The sequence below is a fragment of the Polaribacter filamentus genome, assembly GCF_002943715.1.
Classification (GTDB): Bacteria; Bacteroidota; Bacteroidia; order Flavobacteriales; family Flavobacteriaceae; genus Polaribacter; species Polaribacter filamentus.
Genome location: NZ_MQUA01000013.1, coordinates 227,963 through 252,961, shown reverse-complemented (window position 1 = coordinate 252,961; position 24,999 = coordinate 227,963). Strand labels below are relative to the sequence as shown.

At 31.0% G+C, this 24,999-nt stretch carries 20 protein-coding genes and 1 pseudogene; 7 read left to right on the top strand and 14 right to left on the bottom strand.

What is annotated here, in order from left to right:
• Nucleotides 1–271: 271 nt before the first annotated feature.
• The gene (locus BST83_RS03265) at nucleotides 272–1,279 is read right to left on the bottom strand and encodes a 3-oxoacyl-ACP synthase III family protein (RefSeq protein WP_104808558.1); all 1,008 of its coding nucleotides are present in this window, start codon (nucleotides 1,277–1,279) and stop codon (nucleotides 272–274) included.
• A 102-nt stretch (nucleotides 1,280–1,381) separates the two neighbouring features.
• The gene (locus tag BST83_RS03260; protein WP_104808557.1) at nucleotides 1,382–1,678 is read right to left on the bottom strand and encodes a GMC oxidoreductase; all 297 of its coding nucleotides are present in this window, start codon (nucleotides 1,676–1,678) and stop codon (nucleotides 1,382–1,384) included.
• Nucleotides 1,679–1,853: 175 nt separating this feature from the next.
• Between BST83_RS03260 and BST83_RS03250 the strand changes: the two genes are divergently transcribed.
• Nucleotides 1,854–4,292, top strand: a complete 2,439-nt coding sequence (locus BST83_RS03250) for a S9 family peptidase (RefSeq protein WP_104808555.1) — start codon at nucleotides 1,854–1,856, stop codon at nucleotides 4,290–4,292.
• Between the two features lie 191 nt (nucleotides 4,293–4,483).
• Here the strand turns inward: BST83_RS03250 and BST83_RS03240 are convergent, their stop codons facing one another.
• The 11 genes from BST83_RS03240 to BST83_RS03190 form a co-directional block, all read right to left on the bottom strand.
• Entirely contained in the window at nucleotides 4,484–5,551 is a 1,068-nt protein-coding gene (locus BST83_RS03240) for a 3-oxoacyl-ACP synthase III family protein (RefSeq protein WP_104808553.1), read from the bottom strand.
• 3 nt (nucleotides 5,552–5,554) lie between these two features.
• Nucleotides 5,555–6,439 carry a sterol desaturase family protein gene (locus BST83_RS03235; protein WP_104808552.1) on the bottom strand — a complete coding sequence of 295 codons (885 nt, stop codon included), beginning with the start codon at nucleotides 6,437–6,439 and terminating at the stop codon, nucleotides 5,555–5,557.
• Between the two features lie 3 nt (nucleotides 6,440–6,442).
• Complete coding sequence (locus BST83_RS03230) at nucleotides 6,443–7,867, bottom strand: aldehyde dehydrogenase family protein (RefSeq protein ID WP_104808551.1); 1,425 nt, start codon at nucleotides 7,865–7,867, stop codon at nucleotides 6,443–6,445.
• A 69-nt stretch (nucleotides 7,868–7,936) separates the two neighbouring features.
• Entirely contained in the window at nucleotides 7,937–9,421 is a 1,485-nt protein-coding gene (locus BST83_RS03225) for a long-chain-fatty-acid--CoA ligase (RefSeq protein WP_104808550.1), read from the bottom strand.
• Nucleotides 9,422–9,592: 171 nt separating this feature from the next.
• Nucleotides 9,593–10,948, bottom strand: coding sequence for a DUF1254 domain-containing protein (locus BST83_RS03220; RefSeq protein WP_170062723.1), 1,356 nt, complete (start codon nucleotides 10,946–10,948; stop codon nucleotides 9,593–9,595).
• Nucleotides 10,949–10,971: 23 nt separating this feature from the next.
• Complete coding sequence (locus BST83_RS03215) at nucleotides 10,972–12,543, bottom strand: GMC oxidoreductase (RefSeq protein WP_104808548.1); 1,572 nt, start codon at nucleotides 12,541–12,543, stop codon at nucleotides 10,972–10,974.
• 78 nt (nucleotides 12,544–12,621) lie between these two features.
• A complete protein-coding gene (locus tag BST83_RS03210; protein WP_104808349.1) occupies nucleotides 12,622–15,273 on the bottom strand; it encodes a TonB-dependent receptor in 2,652 nt (883 codons plus the stop codon).
• Nucleotides 15,274–15,335: 62 nt separating this feature from the next.
• Nucleotides 15,336–16,490: an alkyl sulfatase dimerization domain-containing protein gene (locus tag BST83_RS21055; RefSeq protein WP_104808547.1), complete on the bottom strand. Its 1,155-nt coding sequence runs from the start codon at nucleotides 16,488–16,490 to the stop codon at nucleotides 15,336–15,338.
• Nucleotides 16,481–17,065, bottom strand: coding sequence for an MBL fold metallo-hydrolase (locus tag BST83_RS21050; RefSeq protein WP_104808546.1), 585 nt, complete (start codon nucleotides 17,063–17,065; stop codon nucleotides 16,481–16,483). Before BST83_RS21050 ends, BST83_RS21055 begins: the two co-directional genes overlap by 10 nt.
• A 123-nt stretch (nucleotides 17,066–17,188) precedes the next feature.
• A complete protein-coding gene (locus tag BST83_RS03195; RefSeq protein ID WP_104808545.1) occupies nucleotides 17,189–18,448 on the bottom strand; it encodes a sterol desaturase family protein in 1,260 nt (419 codons plus the stop codon).
• A 6-nt stretch (nucleotides 18,449–18,454) separates the two neighbouring features.
• Entirely contained in the window at nucleotides 18,455–19,258 is an 804-nt protein-coding gene (locus BST83_RS03190) for an alpha/beta hydrolase (protein WP_104808544.1), read from the bottom strand.
• 224 nt (nucleotides 19,259–19,482) lie between these two features.
• Here BST83_RS03190 and BST83_RS03185 point away from each other — a divergent pair, with 224 nt between their 5' ends.
• Nucleotides 19,483–20,361, top strand: a complete 879-nt coding sequence (locus tag BST83_RS03185; RefSeq protein WP_104808411.1) for an IS982 family transposase — start codon at nucleotides 19,483–19,485, stop codon at nucleotides 20,359–20,361.
• A gap of 37 nt (nucleotides 20,362–20,398) precedes the next feature.
• On the opposite strand, the gene BST83_RS03180 is transcribed toward BST83_RS03185, so the two are convergent.
• The gene (locus BST83_RS03180) at nucleotides 20,399–21,010 is read right to left on the bottom strand and encodes a Crp/Fnr family transcriptional regulator (RefSeq protein WP_104808543.1); all 612 of its coding nucleotides are present in this window, start codon (nucleotides 21,008–21,010) and stop codon (nucleotides 20,399–20,401) included.
• 119 nt (nucleotides 21,011–21,129) lie between these two features.
• Here BST83_RS03180 and htpG point away from each other — a divergent pair, with 119 nt between their 5' ends.
• The 5 genes and pseudogenes from htpG (at nucleotide 21,130) to BST83_RS03165 (ending at nucleotide 24,809) form a co-directional block, all read left to right on the top strand.
• Nucleotides 21,130–23,043, top strand: a complete 1,914-nt coding sequence (htpG, locus tag BST83_RS03175; RefSeq protein WP_104808542.1) for a molecular chaperone HtpG — start codon at nucleotides 21,130–21,132, stop codon at nucleotides 23,041–23,043.
• Between the two features lie 152 nt (nucleotides 23,044–23,195).
• Nucleotides 23,196–23,369 carry a hypothetical protein gene (locus BST83_RS20390; RefSeq protein ID WP_240614632.1) on the top strand — a complete coding sequence of 58 codons (174 nt, stop codon included), beginning with the start codon at nucleotides 23,196–23,198 and terminating at the stop codon, nucleotides 23,367–23,369.
• A gap of 23 nt (nucleotides 23,370–23,392) precedes the next feature.
• Nucleotides 23,393–23,542, top strand: a complete 150-nt coding sequence (locus tag BST83_RS20385) for a hypothetical protein (protein WP_240614631.1) — start codon at nucleotides 23,393–23,395, stop codon at nucleotides 23,540–23,542.
• Nucleotides 23,542–24,006 (top strand): annotated as a pseudogene (locus BST83_RS20380) (amidohydrolase family protein). Before BST83_RS20385 ends, BST83_RS20380 begins: the two are co-directional and overlap by 1 nt.
• A 176-nt stretch (nucleotides 24,007–24,182) precedes the next feature.
• Complete coding sequence (locus tag BST83_RS03165) at nucleotides 24,183–24,809, top strand: hypothetical protein (RefSeq protein ID WP_104808541.1); 627 nt, start codon at nucleotides 24,183–24,185, stop codon at nucleotides 24,807–24,809.
• The last annotated feature ends 190 nt before the right edge of the window (nucleotides 24,810–24,999 follow it).

The window sequence follows — 24,999 nt, the reverse complement described above, 5'->3', positions numbered from 1 at the left end:
TAATACTCTTTATAATGCTCATGATTATTGGAACCTCATTTGCTCAATTAACAAAAAGGTCTACCAAAACTAAAATCAATTTTAGGAAATACAATTAATAAAGACAAAGGTTTAACTTTGGTTATAAAATAAAAATACTTAGAAAAGGAAAACATACTATTAAAGAAAGTAAAACAAAATGTACTGCAATTCATAAATTTAAATTTATTAAAAAACCCGAAGCAATATTTGCTTCGGGTTTTTAACTTTTTAAAAAATTAAGATTTCTATTTTACCAACGAATAACGACTGAACCCCAAGTAAATCCGCTTCCAAATGCCGCTAAAACGACTAAATCATTGTCTTTAATTTTACCTTTTTCCCAAGCTTCGGTTAATGCTATAATTACGGATGCTGCAGTTGTGTTTCCAAATTTCTGTATGTTGTTATGTACCTTATCGTCCGATAATTGAAACTTTTTTTGAATAAATTGTGCAATTCGTAAATTCGCTTGATGCGGAATTAACATATCAATATCCTCTTTTTGTAAATTATTTGCTTCTAAGCCTTCTACAATTGCTTCAGAAAAACGAGTAACGGCATGTTTAAAAACAAACTGCCCATTCATATAAGGAAAATAAGAAACATCTTCAGGATCATTAGCTTCCAAAATTTCCGGAACCCACCTTTGTGTTGATGGCCCTTCTAAAACCAATTCTTTAGCATGTTTTCCTTCGGAATGCAAATGAGTGGATAAAATTCCTTTTCCTTTTTCTTCACTTCTTGATAAAATTGCTGCTCCCGCTCCATCTCCAAAAATTACTGTAACACCTCTACCTTTAGTTGATCTGTCCAAACCTCCAGAATGATTTTCTGCGCCAATAACTAAAATATTTTTGTACATTCCTGTTTTTATAAATTGGTCAGCCACAGACATCGCATAAATAAAACCAGAACATTGGTTACGCACATCTAAAGCACCAATTGTTGGCATCTCTAACATGTCTTGCACTTGCACTCCGCCTCCTGGAAAATACATATCCGGACTTAAAGTTGCAAACACAATAAAATCAATATCATCATTTGTTAAACCAGCTCTTTCAATTGCAATTCTAGCCGCTTTTGCCCCCATAACTGCTGTTGTATCTCCAGATTTTGGATCAATCCAACGGCGTTCTTTTATGCCTGTTCTTTCTTGGATCCACTCATCCGAAGTTTCCATAAATTCCTTTAAATCATTGTTGGTAACAATATTATCTGGAACATAATATCCAAGTCCGGTAATTTTTGAATTATACATATTTTATGGGTGTATTTTTTAGTGATTTGTTTGTTTGTGTCTAACAAAAATAGTGATAAATTAACATCCTCACAATAAGTTACATTTTGAAACCTTAAAATATCAAAAGATATTTAATTCTTTATCAGAAATTTTACGCATCCCATATTCAGAAATTGCAGTAATTGATAAAGAAGGATTTACAACCGGATTTGGAGAAATCATAGAACCATCACAAACCATCTTATTTTTATATCCGAAGACATTATAATTTTTATTGATTACACCAGAATTAATATTTTTTTCCTTCACATAACCACTCAAAATATGGGCAGTTATTTTAGTTCCTAAAAGCACATCTGTAAAATTTGAATACTGAATTCCTTTTATTTTCTCACCTACTTTTTTACTTAAAGACAATGCTTCAGCGCTTCAGGAATATATCTTCACAAAAGTCTTTATATATTGCAAAGGCTATTGAAAAACAGCAAGCAAAACACCATTTTTTCATTTATCCAACAATGACTCTCTATTTAAATCTTTTTTTTATTACCTTTATTATTATAACAATTAATATATTGAAAACCAAAATCTTATGAAAAACCAATTTTTACTAATCATTTTATTCTTAGCGATCTTTTCGTATGCTCAAGAAAACTTACCGTATCAGAAACCTTCTAAAGAAATTTTAGAATTAGCAGATATCGATGTAGCACCTATAGTGCAAATTGACAGTAAAGGTGAAAATATGGTTCTTATTTACCGAAATCAATATAAATCGATTGCTGAACTTTCTGAAACCGAGTTACGTTTAGCAGGATTAAGAATTAACCCAGTTACGAATATTGGAAGTCGTACTACTTTTTACACTAATTTAAAGGTAAAAAAAACAAGAGATATTGACGCTAAGCAAGTAACGAATTTACCAGAAAATCCTCGTTTATCCGATTTTACATGGTCACCTGATGAAAGTATGATTGCTTGTTTAAATACTACAGAAACAGGTGTAGAAGTTTGGATTTTGAATGTAAGTGAAGGCAACGCCACTAAAATTACTACTGCAAATATGAATGCAAATATGGGAAGTACCATTAACTGGTTTAAAGATAATAAACATTTATTGATAAAAACGTTGCCTGCCGATAGAAAACCTCTAATTAATACAATTACAGCAGTACCAAATGGCCCCACTATTTCTGTTAGTGATGGTGCTAAAGCACAAAATAGAACCTATCAAGATTTACTAAAAACACCAAATGATGAATTTAATTTTGAACAATTAGCATCATCAGAAATAAAAAAAGTATCTATTGCCGGAGAAATAGCAGATTTTCTTCCAACGGACATGTATGAAGATATTAGCTTCTCTCCTGATGGATATTATGTAATGATTACTAAAATTAAGCGTCCTTTTTCTTATTTGGTAACCTATGCTCGTTTTCCCAGTGAAAGTAACATTTATGATTCAAATGCTAAGTTGATACAAATGGTAAATCAAGTTCCTATCGATGAAGTGAGACCTACAGGTTTTATGGCGACTAGGACTGGTAAACGAAACATGTCTTGGCGAGGTGACAAACCAGCCACCTTAGTTTGGGTAGAAGCTTTAGACAATGGAGACCCCGAAGTTAAGGTTGAATTTAGAGATGCTGTGTATCAATTAAATACTCCTTTCGATGGCAAACCTAGAATGATTTTAAAAACTCAACAACGTTTCGCAGGCATACAATGGGGAAATGACAATATCGCGATTGCTAATGATAGATGGTGGAATACCAGAAATACCAAAACTTATTTATTTAATCCTTCGGATATTAATAGTAAAACTAAGGTAATTTCAGACAGAAGTTACCAAGATATTTACAGCGATCCTGGAAATTTTGTTGTGTCTAAAAATGAGTTTGGTATCAAAACACTCGATATTCAAGATAACAAGTTGTTTTTAATGGGTGATGGCTTCTCTAAAAAAGGCCAATTTCCATTTGTTGACGAATATGATGTAAAAACAAATAAAAAGAAACGTTTATATGAGTCTGAGTTTACTGATAAACTTGAAAGTTTGATTTCAGCAATTGACATGAAAGAAGGTGAAATATTGGTTGAAATTCAATCTCAAACAGCATATCCAAATTACTATATTCGAAATTTAAAAAAGAAAAGTATAACAGCGATTACCGCTTTTCAAAATCCATTTAAAAGTTTAGAAAACGTAAATAAACGTGTTATTAGTTATAAACGTGATGATGGTTTAGATTTAGAGGGCACATTATATTTACCTCTTAACTATGAAGAAGGTAAAAAATATCCTATGATTTTATGGGCATATCCCAGAGAGTTCAAGAATAAAGCAAGCGCATCGCAGAGTACAGCAAACCCTAACAAATTTGTGTATCCATACTCCGGTTCTCCAATATATTGGATTACCAAAGGCTATGTAGTTTTAGATGACGCAGCTTTCCCTATTGTTGGCGAAGGATCTAATGAACCTAATGATAAATTTCGGACTCAATTAGTAGGTAATGCGAAAGCAGCAATTGATGCTGTGGATAATTTAGGGTTTATAGACAGAAACAGAGTTGCCGTTGGCGGCCATAGTTATGGCGCATTTATGACTGCTAATTTACTATCTCACTCTAATCTTTTTGCCGCTGGTATTGCAAGAAGTGGCGCCTATAACAGAACTTTAACCCCGTTTGGTTTTCAAAGTGAGGAACGAAGTTATTGGGAAGCTCCAAATGTATATTACGATATGTCACCTTTTATGCATGCTGATAAAATGAAAACCCCTTTATTATTGATTCACGGAGTTGCAGATAATAATTCTGGAACATACCCTTTACAAAGTGAACGATATTTTAATGCGCTAAAAGGATTAGGTGCAACCGTTAGATTAGTAATGCTTCCAAAAGAAAGTCATGGTTATGCAGCAAAAGAATCTATTTTGCATATGCTGTGGGAACAAGATCAATGGTTAGAAAAATATGTAAAGAATAAGAAAACAATTAATTTAAATACAAATACAATTAGAAACTAATCTTATAAAACTTTTAATAAAGCTACTCTTATTATAAGCGCCAAAATCCATCAAAGCTGCATCGTCTACTAAAATGAGTACAATATTTGGTTTTATCTCAGAATTTTGTGAATATGTTACACTTCCGAATATTCCCAAAAACAGAAATAAAAGAATATTTTTTGGGTTTATTATCATAAAATACGAATGTATTAACTTCTATAAACAACTGCATTACAATGCATTCCTGCACCAACTGAAGCAAATACATAGGTTTGGTTTTTTGCTAATTCAAAGCCTTCCATTTTGTTTTTATTGACCAAATCGAACAATGTAGGAATAGTTGCTACAGATGTATTTCCTAAAAACTCAATACTCATTGGAATCTTACTTGCATAGTTTTCATCATCAATATCATACAATTTCATTAAGTTGCTCGCAATTACTTTTAACATTTTTCCATTGGCTTGATGAAAGAAAAAATAATCAACATCTTTTGGATTGATACTCACTTTATCCATCGCTTTTTTAATTACTTGTGGTAACCAAGTTGTAGCATATTTATATACTTTTTTACCATCCATCTTAAAATAACAATCTCCAGGAATCTCTTTATTCAATGAACTTCCCATAGTAATATTATGTAGGTCGTTTTCTGTATGAGAAAACGAAGCGTATGCCAAAATTCCAATATTTCTTGAATCAGATGCAGAAATAATTGTAGCTCCACAACCATCTGCCATCAGCAAAGAGTCTAAATTATGCGGATCTAATAGTCTAGACGCTACTTCTAAACCAGCAACCAATACATGCTTTGCTTCTCCGCAAGCAATTAATCGGTTTGCTTGAATTACTCCTTGTAACCAACCAGGACATCCAAATAAAATATCATACGCGATACATTGATAATTTGTAATTTTTAATTCATTTTTTAAAACAGCTGCTAGGTTTGGTACGGTATGAAAAACTCCGTCCTTATTTGGAAGCATATTTCCAGAATTATGAGCAACTATAATAGCGTCTAATTCATTTTTATCAATACCCGAATTTTCTAGTGCCTTTTTACTAGCATCAAAAAGAATATCTACAGATTGTTCTTCTTCACCTATAAAGCGCCTTTCTTTAATACCAGAAATTTCTTCTAACTTTTTAATAACTTCTGTTCCTTTTTTTGGGTTTTTTGTACCCTCTTTAGTATAAAAAATGTTTTTAGAAAAATAGTCATTTTTTATAATCTGACGTGGCATTGCACTTCCTGTTCCTGTAATTATACCTCCCATAAATTATTTCGTAAATTCTTTAAAATCTTTAGATGGATTATAATCGTTATTTGTTTTAAGAGAATACAATTCACTTCGTGGATCCTTAGATCTTATAAACGGAAACATTAGCTGCACATACCAGGGTTCTTTCATCTGATTCCAAGCTCCAAATCTACTAGGGTATTTTCTTGTAATTTTTGCAGTTCCAAATAATACATCCCAAAAAAAAATTAAATTACCAAAATTACCATTTGGATGCGATATACCATCTTCTTCCGTTAAACCATGATGCGCATAATGTGTACTTGGCAATGTTATTGTACGTTCTATAACCCAAGCAATTGGATGTAGTATTTTGTATTTGAATAAAAATCGATCCCATCTTGTTTCGCTATGGGCTAATAAAATAAATACTAATTTTATTGGAAGATAAAACAAATACACATAGCCCATCCCGAAATAAATAAGCAGTCCTGTAAACCATAGACCTGGCATTAAAGCATAGTATAATGTAGCGTTTCTATAAGTTACCATAACACCCATTTCTTCTACTACGTGATGCGGCCTGTGCAATTTCCACATCGTCGGACTTACATGCGAAAGTCTATGCCACCAATACTGTGTCATGTCATCTAACACTAAAAATGCCGCAACATGCCACCACAAAGAAGAGTTTATAAAATAATCTTCTAACCCTGGAAACCAAGCCTTCATAGCAAACAAAGTTGTTAATAAAATTGCAGGTTGAATTAAGGTGGGTAAAGTTACCAAACATAAAATCTCTATAACATAATCATTTTTAGTTCTTCTATCATTATTAAAATACAAACCTCCTAAAGCCTCTATAACACCTAAAACTAATAAAAATATTGCCGGAGCTAGTTTACTTATTTGCTCTGCTTCCATCTTTTAAAACCATTTAATTGTTAGATTAATTAGTCTTTCTTTAAAATTAGTATATGGTGGCATCAACATTTCTAGAGCACCCGGAATGTGTTGTTTCAAAACTCCTCTTGCATTCGAAAATTCTTGAAAACCAAACACACCGTGAGACTTCCCTATTCCGCTATTATTTGACCCTCCAAAAGGTAAATTATTATTAAAGAAATGAACCGCATTATTGTTTATGCATGAACCGCCTGCTCTCGTATTCTTTAAAATATTTTTTATGTTTTTATTACTCTTACTATAAACGTATAAGGCTAAAGGTTTTTCTTTTGAATTGATAGTATCTATCACTTCTGATATATTTTTGTAAGAAATAATTGGTAAAACAGGACCGAAAATTTCATTTTGCATCACTTTAGAGTCCATATTTACATTGGTTAAAATTGTTGGCTCTATAAAGTTAGAATCACAATCAATTGTACCTCCATAAGCAACAGTTGCTCCTTGTGCTTTTGCTTCTGTTATCATTTCTCCAACTCTACTTTTATGCGATGAGTTTACAATTTGAGTATAATTAGCAGAATTGTTTGCGCCATCTCCGTAAAAAGATTGAATTACTTTTTTGAATTCAGCAACTAATTCCTCTTGTTTACTTTCATGAACATAAATATAATCTGGGGCAATACAAACTTGACCCGCATTCACAAATTTACCCCAAGCAATTCTTTTTGCTGCGGTTTTAATGGATGCTGTTTCGTCTACAATTGTTGGAGATTTTCCTCCCAATTCTAATGTAACTGACGTTAAATGTTTTGCTGCTGCAGACATTACTATTTTCCCTATAGATGGTGCGCCTGTAAAAAAGATGTGATTAAATGGTAATGATAATAAATCAGTTGATGTCTGTATAGCACCTTCAACCAATGTTACTTCATTTTCTTCAAAAACGGAAGCAATTAATTCTTTCATAACTTTTGAAATGTGTGGTGTCATTTCAGAAGGTTTTATGATAACGGTATTACCAGCCGAAATTGCACTCACTAGAGGTGCAATCGTTAAATTTACAGGGAAATTCCATGGTGAAATAATTAAACAAACTCCTTTTGGCTCGTATTGTATTGAAGAACTAGCTCCCATAAAAGCCAATGGAGTAGAAACACTTTGTTTGCGTGTCCAAGAATTTAAATGACTTAACGCATGTTTAATTTCACTAGTTACAGGGTAAATTTCTGTCAAATCTACCTCTGCCTTTGGCTTACCCATATCTTTATAAAGAGCTTCTTGTATTGCGCTTCTAAAAGTAACTTCTACCGCTTTTTTTAACGCTTTTAACTTTCTTCTTCTTTCTGATATTGGTTGGTTTGCTACTGCAAATTGATTTGCTTTTTGCAAATTAAAAACAGCAGTAATGTCTTTTAAACTTAATTGATCTTTGTTCGCTTCCATAATGTATAATTTACGTAGTTCTTTTTTTAATATTTTGCCGGTTGTACTCGATGGTAATGCTTTAATAATTTATATAACTCTAGGATATTTATATGCTGCTATGTTATCTTTAGTAAACTGCCTTAATTCTTCTTCGGTGGCTGAAGTGTTTTCTTTTAAAACAACAAACGCTTTCACTTCTTCACCCATTTCTTCATCTGGAATCCCAATTACAGCTGCCATAGAAATATCAGGATGTTTCATCATTACAGTTTCTACTTCTCTTGGATAAATATTTAAATCTCTACGAATAATCATGTCTTTAGTTCTATCAACAATAAAATAAAAACCATCTTCATCTTTTATCGCGATATAACCAGAATACAACCATCCGTTTTGTTTGGTTTTAGCCGTAGCTTTTGGGTTATTATAATACCCCTTCATTACATTGTGTCCTTTGTACAACAACTCTCCTTTTTCTCCTTGTACAACTTCATTTCCATTAGCATCTACCAATTTTACTTGAACTCCCCAAACTGGAGTCCCAACAGAACCTGGTTTTCTACCAGTATCTAATTGATTAAAAGTAACTACTGGTGAACCTTCAGACATCATAAAACCTTCTAAAATTGGGATATCAAATCGTTCTTCAAATTTTTCTAAAACCGCAACAGGTAAAGATGCTCCTTCTGAAAGACACATTTTTAAATTTAATTTTATAGTAGAAATATCAAAATCATTTGCATCTAAATAACTATTTAAGCCCCAATACATCTTTGGTACACCCGCAAAAACAGTAATTTTATGTTTATCTAATGAATCTAAAACAGCGCCAGCATCAAAACGAGGTAATAAAATAGATGTTGCTCCTTTATATAGTGCAGCATTCATTAAAACTGTCATCGCAAAAATGTGAAATAAAGGTAATACTATTAAAATCGTATCATCTTTACTACAGTTATATAAACCTTCACTTAAAGTAGTATTCTGTATCAAATTACTATGTGATAATTCTGCTCCTTTTGGCTTTCCTATTGTTCCAGAAGTATATACAATTACCGCTGTATCTGTTGCTTTGGTTTCTATCGTGTCAAAAGAAGTTCCTTTATTTGCTAGTAAACTGCCTAAAGTTTTAGTCCCTTTAATTGGCGAAGGCATTTCTGGTTTTGGCATTATCATAAAAAAATGTTCGCACTTTTTTGCTTTAGAGAAACCTGAAAGTCCCATTTTCCCCATAGGTAAATCTTCTGTTCCCATAAAACAAAAGTATGCTTTAGCTTCACTATTTTCTAGATGATATTTAATTTCGTCAGCTTTTAACAGAACACTTAAAGGCACCACTGTTGCACCTGCTTTTAAGATTCCATTATAAATTATTGGAAAATAAGGGAGATTAAAACAACTTAACGCTACTTTATCGCCGGGTTTAATCCCAATATCTACTAATCCGTTTGCAACTTGATTTGCAACTTCATTAATTTGAGAAAAACTCAAACTAGTGTTCATAAATGTAAACGCCGTTTTGTTTGGGAATTTTATAGCACTATTTTCTAATAAAATCGATAAATTTAACACACGCTAAACTTTTATTTTGTTTTTATTCTTAACAACTCCTGGTAAATAATTTTCTACAGTATTCTTGTTTAATAATGTTTCTTTTGGTCTATAATTTCTAAAATTCAATTTAAAAATACCTTCTTTTGGTATGGGTACTCAGTTATTCTTTTTCCCTTCGGGTTCTTCAGATTAAATATAAATGGTTCGACTACAATCTTTATTATATTCTAAGCCTTCACTTCGATCACTGACTGCATAATGTAAATCTTTTCTTGGTACTAAATTATATTCAGCATCGTAAGCCACGATAGACCAAAATGCATCTGCTTGATGCAATTGATCTTTTTGAAAGGTAATTGTATAATTATTGCCTCCCAATAAAGAATTTCCTTCACTATCATAATACCTATGAAAATATTGGCATTGATCTGCATCATGAACAACAAAACCCTGAACAGCGAATTCTGCTCTTGCCATAACATCGACATTGTAGGAACCTCCAATAGGATCTATATTCCAATTACTTTTAGATTTATAGCCTCTTGTTCTTGCTTTCCAAGAAAGAATTTCTTTTGCTTTTGGGATTGCTTGTAACAAGCCTTTTTTTATGTTTGGATCTACATAATTGAAATCAACTGTTTCATTTTTATCAATACCAATTTGTTTCATTAAAAACCAAAAGTGAGTATCATTTTTTAAATCCGGATAGGCTTTTACATATTTTAACATGCTGTTATAAAACTCTATTCCTATTGGCATTTTCTCTTTGGATAAAAGTGGGTAACGGTCTTTTCCTTTTCCTAGAAATGAATTTAATGATTGTAGTTTAAATTGATCTTGTATCGCAATCACCTTCTCTGTATCTCCTTTTTCGTTTGTGTTTAAGATTCTTAAAAGCACAAAACCAATATCGGTTGGCATTTCAATTACTTTAGAAATTGAACTTGGTTTTTCACCTTTCCAATTGGGCTTTACGACCATGTAATTCCCTTCATAATCTTCCTTATTGCTTCCTGCCAAATAATGAACATTTTCTAGATAAGCATCCGTTATCTGAATTGAGTGATATCGAGCTATTTTAGGTACTGTAAAAACAATAGGCCCTTCACTAACATCTATAAAGGCTGGCGAATATTGTGTGTCTATATTTGGTGTTACACCCGATTCAAAATAATGATTGGTAAGAATTCTTAAATGTACAAACTCATTTAGGTGCACTCCATCTTTGCCATTTTCAGAAAAAAAAGATTTGTTTGCGGTATTCACATCGGCAACCATCTTAGAAAATTTATTTCTAAACAGCATTTCTCTAACAATAGGAATACTATAAATGTATGCTTGTACTCCAATGTTTTCCCCTAATTGTCTTTTTGCTTCATCATCTAGCGCTTTCACATCTTCTATAGATGTTGCGTTTAAAATTGACGTGTTTTTAACTTTAGAAGTATTTACGGCACCCTCTTTTGCAGATTCTCCTTTTTGTTTACATTGATAGCTTAATGTTATTAGTAGAAGTAATGCAGAAATTTTAATTACTTTTTTCATTTTTGATTCTTGAAATTCTGGCATTATGCTTCTTTATTTGGAATTTTACTCATTGCATATTCTGTAATTGCTGTGATTGATAAAGAGGGATTTACGCCAGGATTTGCAGAAATCATAGCTCCATCACAAACCATCATATTTTGATACCCAAAGACTTTACATTCTTTATCAATAACACCAACAGAAATGTCTTCTCCCATTACCGCACCTCCTAAGATATGTGCTGTTGTTGGACTTCCTAATAATACATCTGTAAAATTAGCATATGGAATTGCTTTTACCATTTTAGCGAATTTTTTACCTAAAGTTAGCGCCTCAGGAATAAATGCATTAGGTTTTTGACCACCTTCTGTAACTGTTTTCATCCTTGTAAAAAATCCTTTTTTAATCCGTAAAGTACTGTCTAATGTTTGCATAAATAACAAAACAGTAGTTCTCTTAGCGTAGTTTTTTGCAAATACTGTTTTCAAAAAACGTAAAGGTTGTTTCAATATAATTCCAAACATTCCTAAAAGTCTAAATACAACAAACTTATTATGAATAGTTGGTATGGTTAGTGTTCTAAAAAAACTTGACCCTTCACCATAACGAACCGGCTCTAGATGACTATTCTCATCAGTGTGTAGAACAGAACCAATTGCGATTCCTTTAGAGTAATCTTTATGATTTTTTTCAGTAGAAGTCATCACCAATAGTGATTCGTTGTTGGTTCTAATATTACACCCTACTTTATCAGAAAGATATGGTAAACTTTTATCTTTTAATTCTAGTAATAATGGTACAGTTCCCATCACGCCACCAGAGAAAATAACTCCTTTTGTGGTTACTTTTCCTTTTAATTTCTTTCCTAATTTTGATTTATATTCAACTGTATACCCATCGCTTCCATCATCTTTATTTATAGGCAATACATTTATTACCTCTTTCTCTGCAATAATTGTAGCGCCTAATTGCTGCGCTAAATACAAGTAATTTTTGTCTAAAGTATTTTTAGAATTGTATCGACAACCTGTCATACAAGCACCACAATGCACACAACCTGTTCTGTCTGGTCCTTTACCGTTAAAATAGGGGTCTTTTACTGTACGCCCCGATTCGCCAAAATAGATAGCTACTTTGGCTGCTTCAAAATGTGCCTCTTTACCAATATCTTTTGCTAATTCTTTTAACGCTAGATCTGATGCATCTAGTTTAGGATTTGTTGCAGCACCTAACATTTTATATGCTGTTTCATAAAATGGTTCTAAAATATTTTTCCAATTGTTAAGATCTGACCAGCTACCTGATTCAAAAAAATCGCCTTTAGGAACTGGTAATGTATTTGCGTAGGTTAATGAACCACCCCCAACTCCAACACCCGAAAGTACTGTAACGTGATTTAAAAAAGTCATCTTAAAAAAACCTTGAAAACCTACTTGAGGAAGCCACAACCACTTTTTAAAGTTCCAATTAGTTTTAGGAAAGTCTTCTGCTTTAAACCATTTTCCTTTTTCTATAACTAAAACTTTATATCCTTTTTCAGAAAGACGTAATGCACTAACAGAACCACCAAAGCCACTTCCAATAATTACGTAATCATATTCTAAATTTTTCATAATATTTTAAAAAAAAGAGGAATAATTTTTAAACTATTCCTCTCGTGCAAGTAATTAATTGAATACGTTAATAAATAATTAATCGAAATGTAAAGTTAATTGACCTAAAATAGTTCTTCCAATAAATGGAGCATTTGCTATTGGTCTGTATTTAGAATCAAAAAGATTACCACTAGTTAGTTTAAATGCAATATTTTTATCAAAGTTATATCCAAAACTTAAATCTACTAATGTAGAAGCTTCTGTTGTACCTGTCCAAGCACCTCCATTCTCAGATTGAAATTCGCCTCTATAACGAACTGCTGCATTTGCATTGAAACCTAATTCTGGGCTGTAGTTTATAGCTAATTTTGCCATAATTTCTGGAACATTTAGAGAAAAAGGTACTTTTTGAGTTGATCCAGATATCGCTACTTCATCCCAATATGAATTACTTAACCAAGAAATACTACCATTTAATGTTACATCATCTGACATAAAATAATCTAACCCCAAATCTACCCCTACATAATCTACACTCTCAACATTAAAATAGGTAATATCTAAAGCATTTCCTGGTGATTGATCTGATGACATAAAACCTAAAGGATTTGGTGCTCCAGTTGAAGCATTCAAAGTTACACCGTTAATTCCTCCGGCAAAAGTTTGTGCTACAGTAGCACCAGAAGGTAATACGTAATTTGCGAAACCAGGATTTACAGCTGTAATTGCTGCTGCTAAATCAGATCCTGCTGTTGCATAACCATAAAATTTTGAAGACAATAAAGTAGATGATATATTATTATTTCTTTTATTATAATAGGCATCTAATGTAACTTTCAACTTGTTAGTTGGGCTGCCTGAATATCCAATTTCAAATTGACTAGATGTTGAGGGTACTAATGGACCTCTTTTTATTGGAGTTCCAAAAACGGTTGCAGATGTTGTACCTGTTATTTGCGTACCTACAGCATTAACACTTGCTGCTAAAGGGCTACCAGCAAAATTTGCAGCAACCATATTATATAATGCTCTTAAAGGAAAATCAGTACTTGTTACTGCAGATTGAGTTATAAAACTATACGCATTTCCATTATTATAGGTAAATGCTTCTGCACCACCTGTTAACCAAATTAAAGAACCCGCTGGCCCTTGACCAGTTGGCAAATCTGTAAATAAATTAATACCTAGTGGAGCACCAGTTGACTGGTTAAAAGTAGCTCTAAACGTATGATTATCACTTGCTTTGTAAACAGCTGCAACTCTTGGTGAAAAAGAAATATGATTTAAAGCTGCAAATCTATCAACTCTTGCTGCTGCTGTAATATCTAACTTATCTGTTGCATTATATTTACCTTGTGCATAAGCACCAATTATAGAATATTCATCTGCATCTTCATATTTACCATTAATAGTACCCTTGGTATCGGTATCAAAAGTTTTATAATCTGAACCGACAATAAGGTTTAAATTTTGAGAAACATCCCAATTGTATTGTACTTGTCCTTCTAATTGCTCTGCATTATTAAAGTTCGTTAATGCTGGTCCATACAACCACGTATTTTCTCCTGCATTTTGTTGAGACCAAAAAACTTGTGCAAACAAACCTCCAGATTGCATACGAACTTGAGCAAAACCTCTTGGTGCAGTTTGATATCCATCACCTTGCGCAGTTCTAAATAAACCTTCAGTCGTACTATAACCCGCTAAACTTGTTATTGTCGTTTTATCGGATGGTTTGTACTCTAGTGTCCCAGTTACACCATAGCTTTCAGTATGTAAATCTGGCACTTTTACTTCAAAAGTACGGCCATCCACTCCACTGGTAATTATCTTACTCGTAAACGAGCCATAGCTCTCTAAACGAGCTTGGCTTTCTGCGTCATCAAAAGAAAAGTCTTCTGCTGTTCTATGATACCCTGTAAATTTAAAACCTAATTTTTTATTTTCAGAAACTTCTGCATATCTAAATGCTGTTTGAAATTGACTTTGATTACCTAACCCCATAGACAAGGTTAAACCTTGTTTTTTAAATGGACTTTTGGTAATAAAATGCACAACTCCTGCTTCTACCCCAGGTCCATATAATGCACTTCCTGGTCCTTTAATAACCTCTACGCGTTCTAAATCGATTGCATCTACTGGATTTTGACCAGATTTGTTTTGCCCCAAACTTGGCATACTAATATTTCTATAATCTACAATAACAAGCGTTTCCGATTGAAAAACTGTAGACTTACCTCTTAAATTAATTTTTGATTCTCCAATACCATAAGTTGCTACATCAACTCCTGTTAAATTTTGTAATGCTTGTACAGGGTTTGAAACAGCATAAGCTGCTAATGCTTTTGCAGAAAGTACACTTACTGCTGCTGGTGCTTCTTGAATTTTCTCCCTTTTCCTAGAAGCTGAAACAATAATCTCATCTAATGAAATACCTTCATTTAATCTAATTAAAGAAACATCTGAAGCTTTATTAACTTTGATACTTTTAGTATCATAACCAGTAAAACTAACTGTTATAGTATAAGGAAATTGTTTCGTTACTTTTAAAGTAAAATTCCCATCAAAATCTGTTGATGCTCCTTCAGAACCTCCTATAATTAGTATATTTGCTCCTGGTAAAGGAGATTTGTCATTAGAATCTATAACCTTACCGCTCAGCACAGTTTGAGCACTTAATTGTACAGTTATTAGAAATGTCAGTAATGTTAATGTAATTTTAATTCCCTTTTTTAATTGTTTTATCATCTGATTTAAGTTAATTTTGGTTAATTATTTAGTTAATTTTGGGTTAATTATTTAGTTAATTTTTAAACATAGTCGAAAAAGCTTTTAAAAGTAAGTAGATTTCTTTTTTTAAAATTCATATTTCCAGAGAAGTAACTTTCAATACCGCCATCTACACCTGATGCTAATTTCTTCCAGTCTTTAGAATTAATTTCTAAAAAGATATCTGCATCATTAACATTAAAAGATTGAATTTCTGCGATACCATATCTAACTTGTACAGACCACTTTTCTTTTATGTCTGGAAAAAAGAAATTAACTTTTTTATTTTCATAAATGCTTTTTTCTGGTATAAGGCTTACTACCATTCCATCAAAGGTTGATTTTAGAGTTAATTGTTCTGCAATTTTACCTGTTGCAGGTCGTAACTTCATCTCTAAAACTTTTAATTCTAATGCGCTTGTTAAATAATAGTGCCTAGCATTTGGATTTGAATTTGACCCTCCTAGTTTTATTAGGCTATTGTACCTTAACTCTAATACTTCATTATCTTTTGGAGCAATTTTTAAAAGATAGTCTGTCAACTCCAAAGACCATTGATAATTTTTATTAGTAAAAGCTGCTACAGTTGTTTGCTTTAGAACATCAAAACCACCTGCTAATTCAATTATTTTTGCTGTTTTCTCTTTTAAAGGTAAAGGCAATAAGGTTGATGGGTTTCCATCAAATAAACCTAAAGAACGAGCAAATACAGATTTGACAGACCAATTTACTTTACTATAAAACTCTTTTAAATAAGGCGAATTGGATAAATGAGTTGGTAAAATTACTTTTTCAGCAATTTCGTCTGGCATTAAACCTAAATTTATATTTCTAATCGTCTGATCATGTACAAACTGAATAGCATCCCTATAATTAGTCAATATTTTCCGAATTGTATCTTTTTGTTTTATGGGTTTAGTGTGACTTGGTATTATAATTTCTGGATTTAAATATCGCATCTTATCAATACTTGATGACCATTTTTTTATGTCTCTATAAGAGGTTCCTCTAATTGTATAGAGATTTGGAAAGGTTTTATAAATATTATCTCCTGGTAATAAAATTTTCTTATCATCAATCCAAACAAATAATTGATCATCTGTTTCTCCCGGAGCATGTACTAATTTTAATTTTATACCCGCCTCTTCAATTGTTAATTCATCTTCAAAAGTATGTGTGGGCTTAATTACCCCCAACGAACCTCTTCATCTAACCCTAAAAAAGGACCAATACCCGCGTTTACTAATTCTTCATCATTCAAAAAATTACCAAACATTCTATAACTTCTTTTTGTTATGATTGGTCGAATTACATTTACTAGTTTTTCTATGTGTGCTTGTGTTGTGCTATGCGCATAAATTTTAGGATTATCATCTCCTGCCATTGTTTCTGCGCCAAATGTATGATTTGGATGAAAATGTGTGTAAATAATTGCTTTTACGGGTTTTGTTGTAATTTTATTAAAAGCTTCTTTAACTCTAGATGCTGTTTTTTCAGACTCTAAACAAGCTACAATTATAACACCGTCTTTACCTTCTATTAAAATAGAATTTGCCAAACCAAAACCTACAGCAACATAAATATTATCTGTTAATTTTATAATCTGCTCTTCAAATTCTTTAGAGTGCTCTAATACGTCATTATTAGATAAAACTTTGTTATTAAAAGCTACTTCTGTTTTTGTTTCTGTTTTGCAAGAAAACAAGAATAAAAACGCTAAAAATGCAATAGAAATGAAGTATTTTTCTTCTTTTAATAAATTAATACTCATAAAAAATCGAATTACACATAATAATGGCAACTACTTTGCATTATTATTAAAATAATAAGTTCGAAATCTAATACATTAGTTCTTAAAAAAAGTTTACAATTGTTAAGATTTATATAAAGGTTTTTATGCTTTTAATTTTCCCTTTCCAATTTCATAAAAAACAAAATACCCAACAACAAATACTGAAGCAATAAGATATATTATCATAAAAATAGTACCTCCATTTATAATTTCATCTAGTCCAAACCAGCTTCCCATACGATAGATAATAGCTAAACCAAAAATTGATTTCACTAATTCCATCCATATAGAATTGCGATTTCTATCCATTAATGACGTAAAACAATAAACCATAAAAAACAAGAATACCCCATAGATAAAGATATCTGGATTTCCTATTTTGGCAATAGCATATAATAAGTGAAATGTCATACCGATTAGCATACAAATCTGAACCCAAGACCATGCTTTTAACAAAGAAGAAGCTTCTGTATCATACTTGACAAAATTTCTGGGATCTGCAGAAGTAATTGGATACTTCTCTTTAACATCAGCAGGTCTCCATCCTGTTGGCATAAACCAAATTCTTAACTTATCTAACCAACTCTTTGCTCTCCAAGCATCTTTAATTAGCAACCATAAATGAGCTAAATTAATAAGAATTGGATTCCAAGTATTTACTTGCCTAGTAACTCCATATATACATGGCTCTTCATCTAATTCTTCTTGAAAAGTTCCAAACAGTCGATCCCAAACACAAAATACTGGCGACATGTTTTTGTCCATATAAATTTTATTTAATGCATGATGGACTCTATGTTGTGATGGTGTTACTATAATGTACTCTAACCATCCTAATTTCCCTATATGCGTTGTATGATACCAAATTTGTATAAATAAGTGAAGCGGCGTAACCATAATAATTACTTCAGTTGGAACCCCTAATAATGCCGCAGGAAATAAAAAGAATACGGCTATATTTACAAACTTTGAAACAGATTGGCGTAATCCGGTAGCAATATTAAATTCTTCACCTGAGTGATGAATTACATGCCTGTTCCAAAAGATATTAACTCTATGAGCTAATCTATGATGCCAATAGGTAGCAAAATCTAATGCAACTATGGCGATTATATATGTGTGCCATTGAATATCTAAAGGAGCAATTGCAAACTGGATAAATAAGTGTTTGTATCCAAAAATGACAACAGTTAGTCCTAAAACATTTTTTAATATATTTGTCATTCCAGCACTTAAACTAGTAATCATATCCATTGTTCTAAGCTTAATTTTTTTTACAAAATAGGCATAAAGTGCCTCTACAATAACTAAGCTAAGTATTACTAAAATTACGATAATTAAAAGATTTGCATATGCCTCCATAAGATATTATTTTTTTAACGAGTTTCTATTTATTTCGAAAATAATATGTTTTTTAAATATATTACTTTCTAAAAAGTTTGTGTGCCCATATTTTTCGAATTCATAAAGATGTATTCTTGGATGATTTTCTTTTAAAGTCTGAGCATGTTTAAAAGAAAAAACTGAGTCCTCTTTTCCATGAAAGATGCTTATTGGACAGTTTACTTTTTGAAGTCTTTTGTTTGTGTTTAATTCATACTTCCAAATAAAACCAGGGACAAAAGGAAGTTTTTCTTTTAGCACTTTTTTAAAGCTAGAGTATGGAGCCGTTAAGATTAATGAATGTGGGGTATTATGAGCCGCTAAATAGGTAGCAATACCACTTCCTATCGAAATACCAAAAAGTATTATTTGAGATTCTTTGTATTCCTTTTTTAATGAATCATAAACTATTTGTGCATCTTTTAATAATTGGCTTTCGCTTTTAATAGTACCAGAGCTTTTACCATATCCTCGGTAATTGATATACAAAACATCATAACCATTTTCTGTAAATAGACCAGATCTCTTGCCTATTACAGATAAATCCCCCTTATTCCCATGAAAAGATAATACAATTCCTTTTTTAGCTGCACTTCTAAAAAGAAGGCCATTTAGTGTGATTTTATTATCAACTAAAATATTAATTTCTTCAAACTTTTCATCGAACTGAAATTTATAATTTTCAGCTAATTTAGTCGGTTTAAAAATTAATTTTTCCTGAAAAAAGTAGAGTCCTAAAAAAATAAATATCGGGACTATAAAAAGTATTATAATAAAATTCTTCCTCATAAAAAATTGAATTACATATAATAATGGCAACTATTGTGCATTAATAATAAAATAATAAGTGCGAAATCTAAAACAATAGTTCTTAAAAAAAGTTTACAATTGTTAAGATTTATATAAAGGCCTTTATACTTTTAACCCGTTGTGCATTATAAATAGTTAAAAAAAGTTATTCATTTGACTATTAAAAGTCGTATATTTAATTGACAATCAATCGATTAAATACGATGAATAACTTTAGAGCAAATTACGATAAAATTTTAGAAGTCTTAGCCACAATTACAGAAAAGGAACAATTTTTACGTCAAAACAGGAAACCAAAACTAAAAGACATTGAATTAATCGCTATGAATTTAACAGCAGAATATATGGGTATAGACAGTGAATGTCAGTTGTTTCGGGATATTCCAGAATATTTGTTTGCTAAAATAGAGCGATCAGTTTACAATAAACGGAAGCGAAAATTATTTTTTGCCATTGAATTTATAAGAACTCAACTCTCCAATAAGTTCACGGAGTTTGAAAACTATTATGTAGTAGATAGTATGCCTTTGGAGATTGTAAAACTCTCAAGAAGCGGGAGAAGTAAAGTTTGTAAAGAGTACTTTTATTCAGCCCCAAATAGAGGTTATTGTGCTAGTCAAAACATGCATTATTATGGCTATAAAATACATGCTGTTTGTTCTATTGATGGCGTGTTTAAAAGTTTTGATATTAGCAAAGCTTCTGTACATGATATTCATTATTTAAAAGACATTAAAAATCAGTTTAATAACTGTGTGGTTTTAGGGGACAAAGGATACCTAAGTGCGGACTATCAGTTAGATTTATTTGAGAGTAAACAAATTAAATTAGAAGTTCCAATGCGTAAAAATCAACAGAATTACAAAAAACAAACGTATATTTTTAGGAAGAAAAGAAAACGAATTGAGACCTTGTTTTCTCAACTTTGTGACCAGTTTAAAATACGGAATAATTATGCGAAAACTTTTGAAGGTTTTAAGACAAGAATTCTCTCAAAATTAACAGCACTAACTATCATTCAATACATTAACAAATTTGTTTTTAATAGGAATATAAACAATTTAAAAGTCAATATTGTTTAAATGCACAACGGGTACTTTTAATTCTTCCTCATAAAGCTTATAAAATATTAAGATATTTTTTTTCTATTCTTCTGCTAATTATTCTAGAAAGGGAAACTGGAGTAATTCCTAAATAACTAGCAATGTCTTTATGATACGCTGTTTCAAAAAGCTCAGGCCTTTTATCTAACAGATCTTTATAACGCTGCTCGGGCGTTTTATCGATCATAGATTCTAATCTATAAAGTAAGGTTTGTATCATCTCTTTATAAGAGGATAAAAGAAACTTTAAAATATTTGTGCTTTTTAAGGTTAATTTTTCAAAGTCGCTAAATTCAAAAACCAATAATTCTGTATCTCCTATTACTTCAAAAGTATATTTAGAAATTTTATTATCCAAAAATGCATCAGGTGCTCCTATGATTGTGGAAGCAGGTCTTAAAAAAACACTTTTCTCTACCCCATCTGTATTTGTTAAATAACCTCTAATAACACCTTTTAATATAAAAAAAACCAACGAAGATTTTTGGTTAGGCTCAATTATTACTGCTTTATTTTTAAGTCTTTTAAAGGTACAAATTTCTAAAAAAGAGTAAATATCTTCATCTGAAAATTCAGGCAAAATTTCTTTAAATTTTTTGAATAAAAATTTATTATCGTTACTAATCATATATGTAAATATATATTTTTTATTTCATTAGCAATGTCAACTTGTCAGAAATATTGATTTGGCATTTTTATTGACTAAAAGTTAAATATAAAAATAAATTTAAACAAAACATTTATAAAATGGCAAAAGGAAATATTAATGTATCGGTAGAAAATATTTTTCCACTGATTAAAAAGTTCTTGTATTCTGATCACGAAATATTTTTACGTGAATTGATTTCGAACGGAACAGATGCTACAACGAAACTAAAACACCTTATTTCTATTGGTGAAGCTAATACAGAATTAGGCGATGCTAAAATTGAAATCAGCATCAACAAAGAAGCTAAAACCCTAACAATTAAAGATCAGGGTTTAGGAATGACCATGGATGAAGTTGAAAAATACATCAACCAAATTGCATTTTCTGGTGCTGAAGAATTTTTAGAAAAATATAAAGACGATAAAAACGAAACTGGCGTAATCGGTCATTTTGGATTAGGTTTTTACTCCGCTTTTATGGTTGCTGCCAAAGTAGATATTTTTACAAAATCTTTTAAAGAAGATGCTGCTGCTCATTGGACTTGTGATGGTTCTCCAGAATACACCTTGGTTGAACATGACAAAAAAGACAGAGGAACAGAAATTGTTTTGCACCTTGCAGAAGATTCTTTAGAGTTTTTAAAAGAAGATAAAATTAAAGGTTTATTAAACAAATACAATCGTTTTAATCAAGTACCAATTAAATTTGGAACTAAAAAAGTAAACGATCCTGATTTTACGCCTCAAACTACTTCAGATAAAGACGGAAAAGAAACTACAGAACCTCACAAAAAAATTGATGTAGATAATATCATCAACAATACAAATCCTGCTTGGACCAAAGCGCCTGCAGATTTAAATGATGAAGATTACAATAATTTTTACAGAGAATTGTATCCAAGGCAATTTGAAGAATCTTTATTTCACATTCATTTAAATGTTGATTACCCTTTTAACTTAACCGGAATTTTATTCTTTCCTAAGTTAAGTACTTCAATGGATATGCAAAAGGATAAAATTCAATTGTATCAAAACCAAGTATATGTAACGGATAATGTTGAAGGAATTGTGCCAGACTTTTTACAAATGTTAAAGGGTGTTATTGATTCTCCAGACATTCCTTTAAACGTTTCTCGTTCTTATTTACAAGCAGACGGCGCTGTTAAAAAAATATCCGGTTACATCACTAAAAAAGTAGCTGATAAATTAATCACTTTATTCAAAAATAATCGTGAAGATTTTGAGAAAAAATGGAACGATATTAAAGTAATTATTGAATACGGAATGTTATCCGAAGATAAATTCTTTGATAAAGCTAAGAAATTTGCTTTGTACCCAACAGTTGCAGACACTTATTTTACGTTTGATGAATTGCTTGAAAAAACAAAAGACAATCAAACTGATAAAGACGGTAATCACGTTATTTTATATGCTTCAAACAAAGATGCACAACACAGTTATATCGAAGATGCAACTGCAAAAGGATATGAAGTTGTTATTTTAGATTCTCCTATTATTTCACATTTAATGCAAAAATTAGAAGGTGGAGATGCAAAAGTAAAATTTACAAGAGTAGATTCTGATTTTATTGATAATTTAATCAAAAAAGACGAAACTGCAATTTCTAAATTATCCGAAGAAGAAAAAACTACTTTAAAGCCAATTATTGAAACTGCAATTGCTTCTGAAGCATATACAGTTCAATTAGAAGCGATGGATTCTGATGCTTCACCATTTATTATTACGGTTCCCGAATTTATGCGTAGAATGAAAGAAATGCAAGCATCTGGCGGTGGTGGCGGAATGATGGGAATGGGTAATTTTCCAGACATGTATAATTTGGTAGTAAACACCAATAGTCCGTTAATTTCTAACATCTTAAATAGTAAAGATGTAAACGAACAAAAACACTTAATTTCTCAAGCTTTTGATTTGGCTAAATTATCTCAAAACCTTTTACATGGTAAAGAGTTAACAAGTTTTATTAAAAGATCTTACGAATTGATTAAGTAAACGCCATTGCGAGGAACGAAGCAATCTGTTGATTTAATAAGTAGACTGCCACGACACACCTCCTAGCAATGACAAATAATACCAACACCACTTTGTGAAAACAGAGTGGTTTTTTTTTAGGTTAAATTTAACTTTGATTCCTTTATTAAAAAATGATTATTGACGTACATACACACCTTAACAATTACCATGAAGACAGAGTAACGTCTATTACAGACAGTTTAGATTTACTTTCAAAAACAATGAAAGAAAATAATGTAGATTACTCTTTGTTGCTATCTTCTTTCAAAGTAAATGAACATAGACCAAGTAAAAACAGGTTGTAGAAGCTGTACAAGAATATAAAAACATGGGTGCTGTAGCAGGAATAAGTTACTTATATTATAATTATAAAAATGTTATAGCAATGAGTGAATATTTAAAAGAAGGACATATTAAAGGATTAAAATTTTATCCTGGTTATGAACCTTTTTATCCTAGGACATCCGTTTTAAACTAATGTATAAAATGGCAATAGAATTTGATGTTTCTGTAATGTTTCATTCTGAAAACACTTATGCACCAGTCGGAAAAGTAAAATATTCTCATCCTTTACATATTAATGATTTGGCGATAGATTACCCATATTTAAAAATTGTAATTTGTCATGTTGGTAATCCTTGAATTAAAGATTGCATGGAAGTTCTGTATAAAAACCCAAACGTTTATATAGATATTTCTGGATTAGTTTTAGGCAATTTTAATGATAAGTTTGAACGCTATGTAAAAAAAGAAATCGAAGAAATGATAACCTCTGCTGGCGACCCAAAGTATTTATTATATGGTGCAGATTGGCCAATATCTAACATGAAATCATATTTAAAATTTATGAATCAATTAGATTTAGCAGAAGACAAAAAGGAATTAATTCTATGGGAAAACACTGCAAAATTATTTAAGATTGATATAAATGAATTAAAATAAAAGCTATTTGATTCTTCCTTTCTAGGATAAAAAATTCAAAATTTCTTTGTGAAAACAGAGCCGTTTTTTTAATTAAAATTCTAAAAAAATAGCTAATTTTGTATACATTTTAATGATAAACAGTAAACTGTTAAACCTATTTAAAAAACAACTCTAAAAAACATAAACTACTCAAAATGAACAGATTTACTACATTAATTTTAATACTATTTTCAATTATTAGCTGTGAAAAACAAAACAGTAATTCATATATTAAAAATGAAGATGAAGCCATCAATGACATCCTACTTGAAATGACGAGGTTTGATGAAATGAAAAATGTGATTGACACTAAAAATAAAAAACTTATTTTATATGTAGATGCTTTTTTAGACACTACAACGGCACTAACCTACAAACCAGAACGTTATATAAATAACATTGACACTAATAGTTTATCAATTGAAGAAATTGAAAAAAACGAAAAAGAATTTTTACAAGATTCAATAAAATATGAAAGAGAAAAAAATTTATTCTTAGGTCTAAAAAATAATCAATTAAAAAAACGTACCCTCGATTATTTCTTTAAAAATGATCAATTAAATATTAAATATTTTGATGCTGAAAAAATTGAAAATTTTGACACTAACGAAAATGAATTTGGCTATTTATTTATTTCAAGAATAATTTTTAATGATGATTATACAAAAGGGTATTTGCATTATGATTTTATTTGTGGTGATGGTTGTGCTTGGGATTATAATATCGAGATTGTAAAAACAGACAATAAATGGAAAATATCAGACTATTTTTCAGGTGGATAGTTTTGTGTGATTAAAAATAAAAACCTTAATTGATTTGTATATTTCAAGTTTTACAAGAGAAGTATTTAAAAACTTAAGATTATCCATACTAAAATACTGGTTGTGTTTCGTGCAGAAAAAAATCTGTCTCTCATAAAAAAATAACTAGAATCGAATACCTTTGTAACTTATCCGTTACACGTATGTTGTG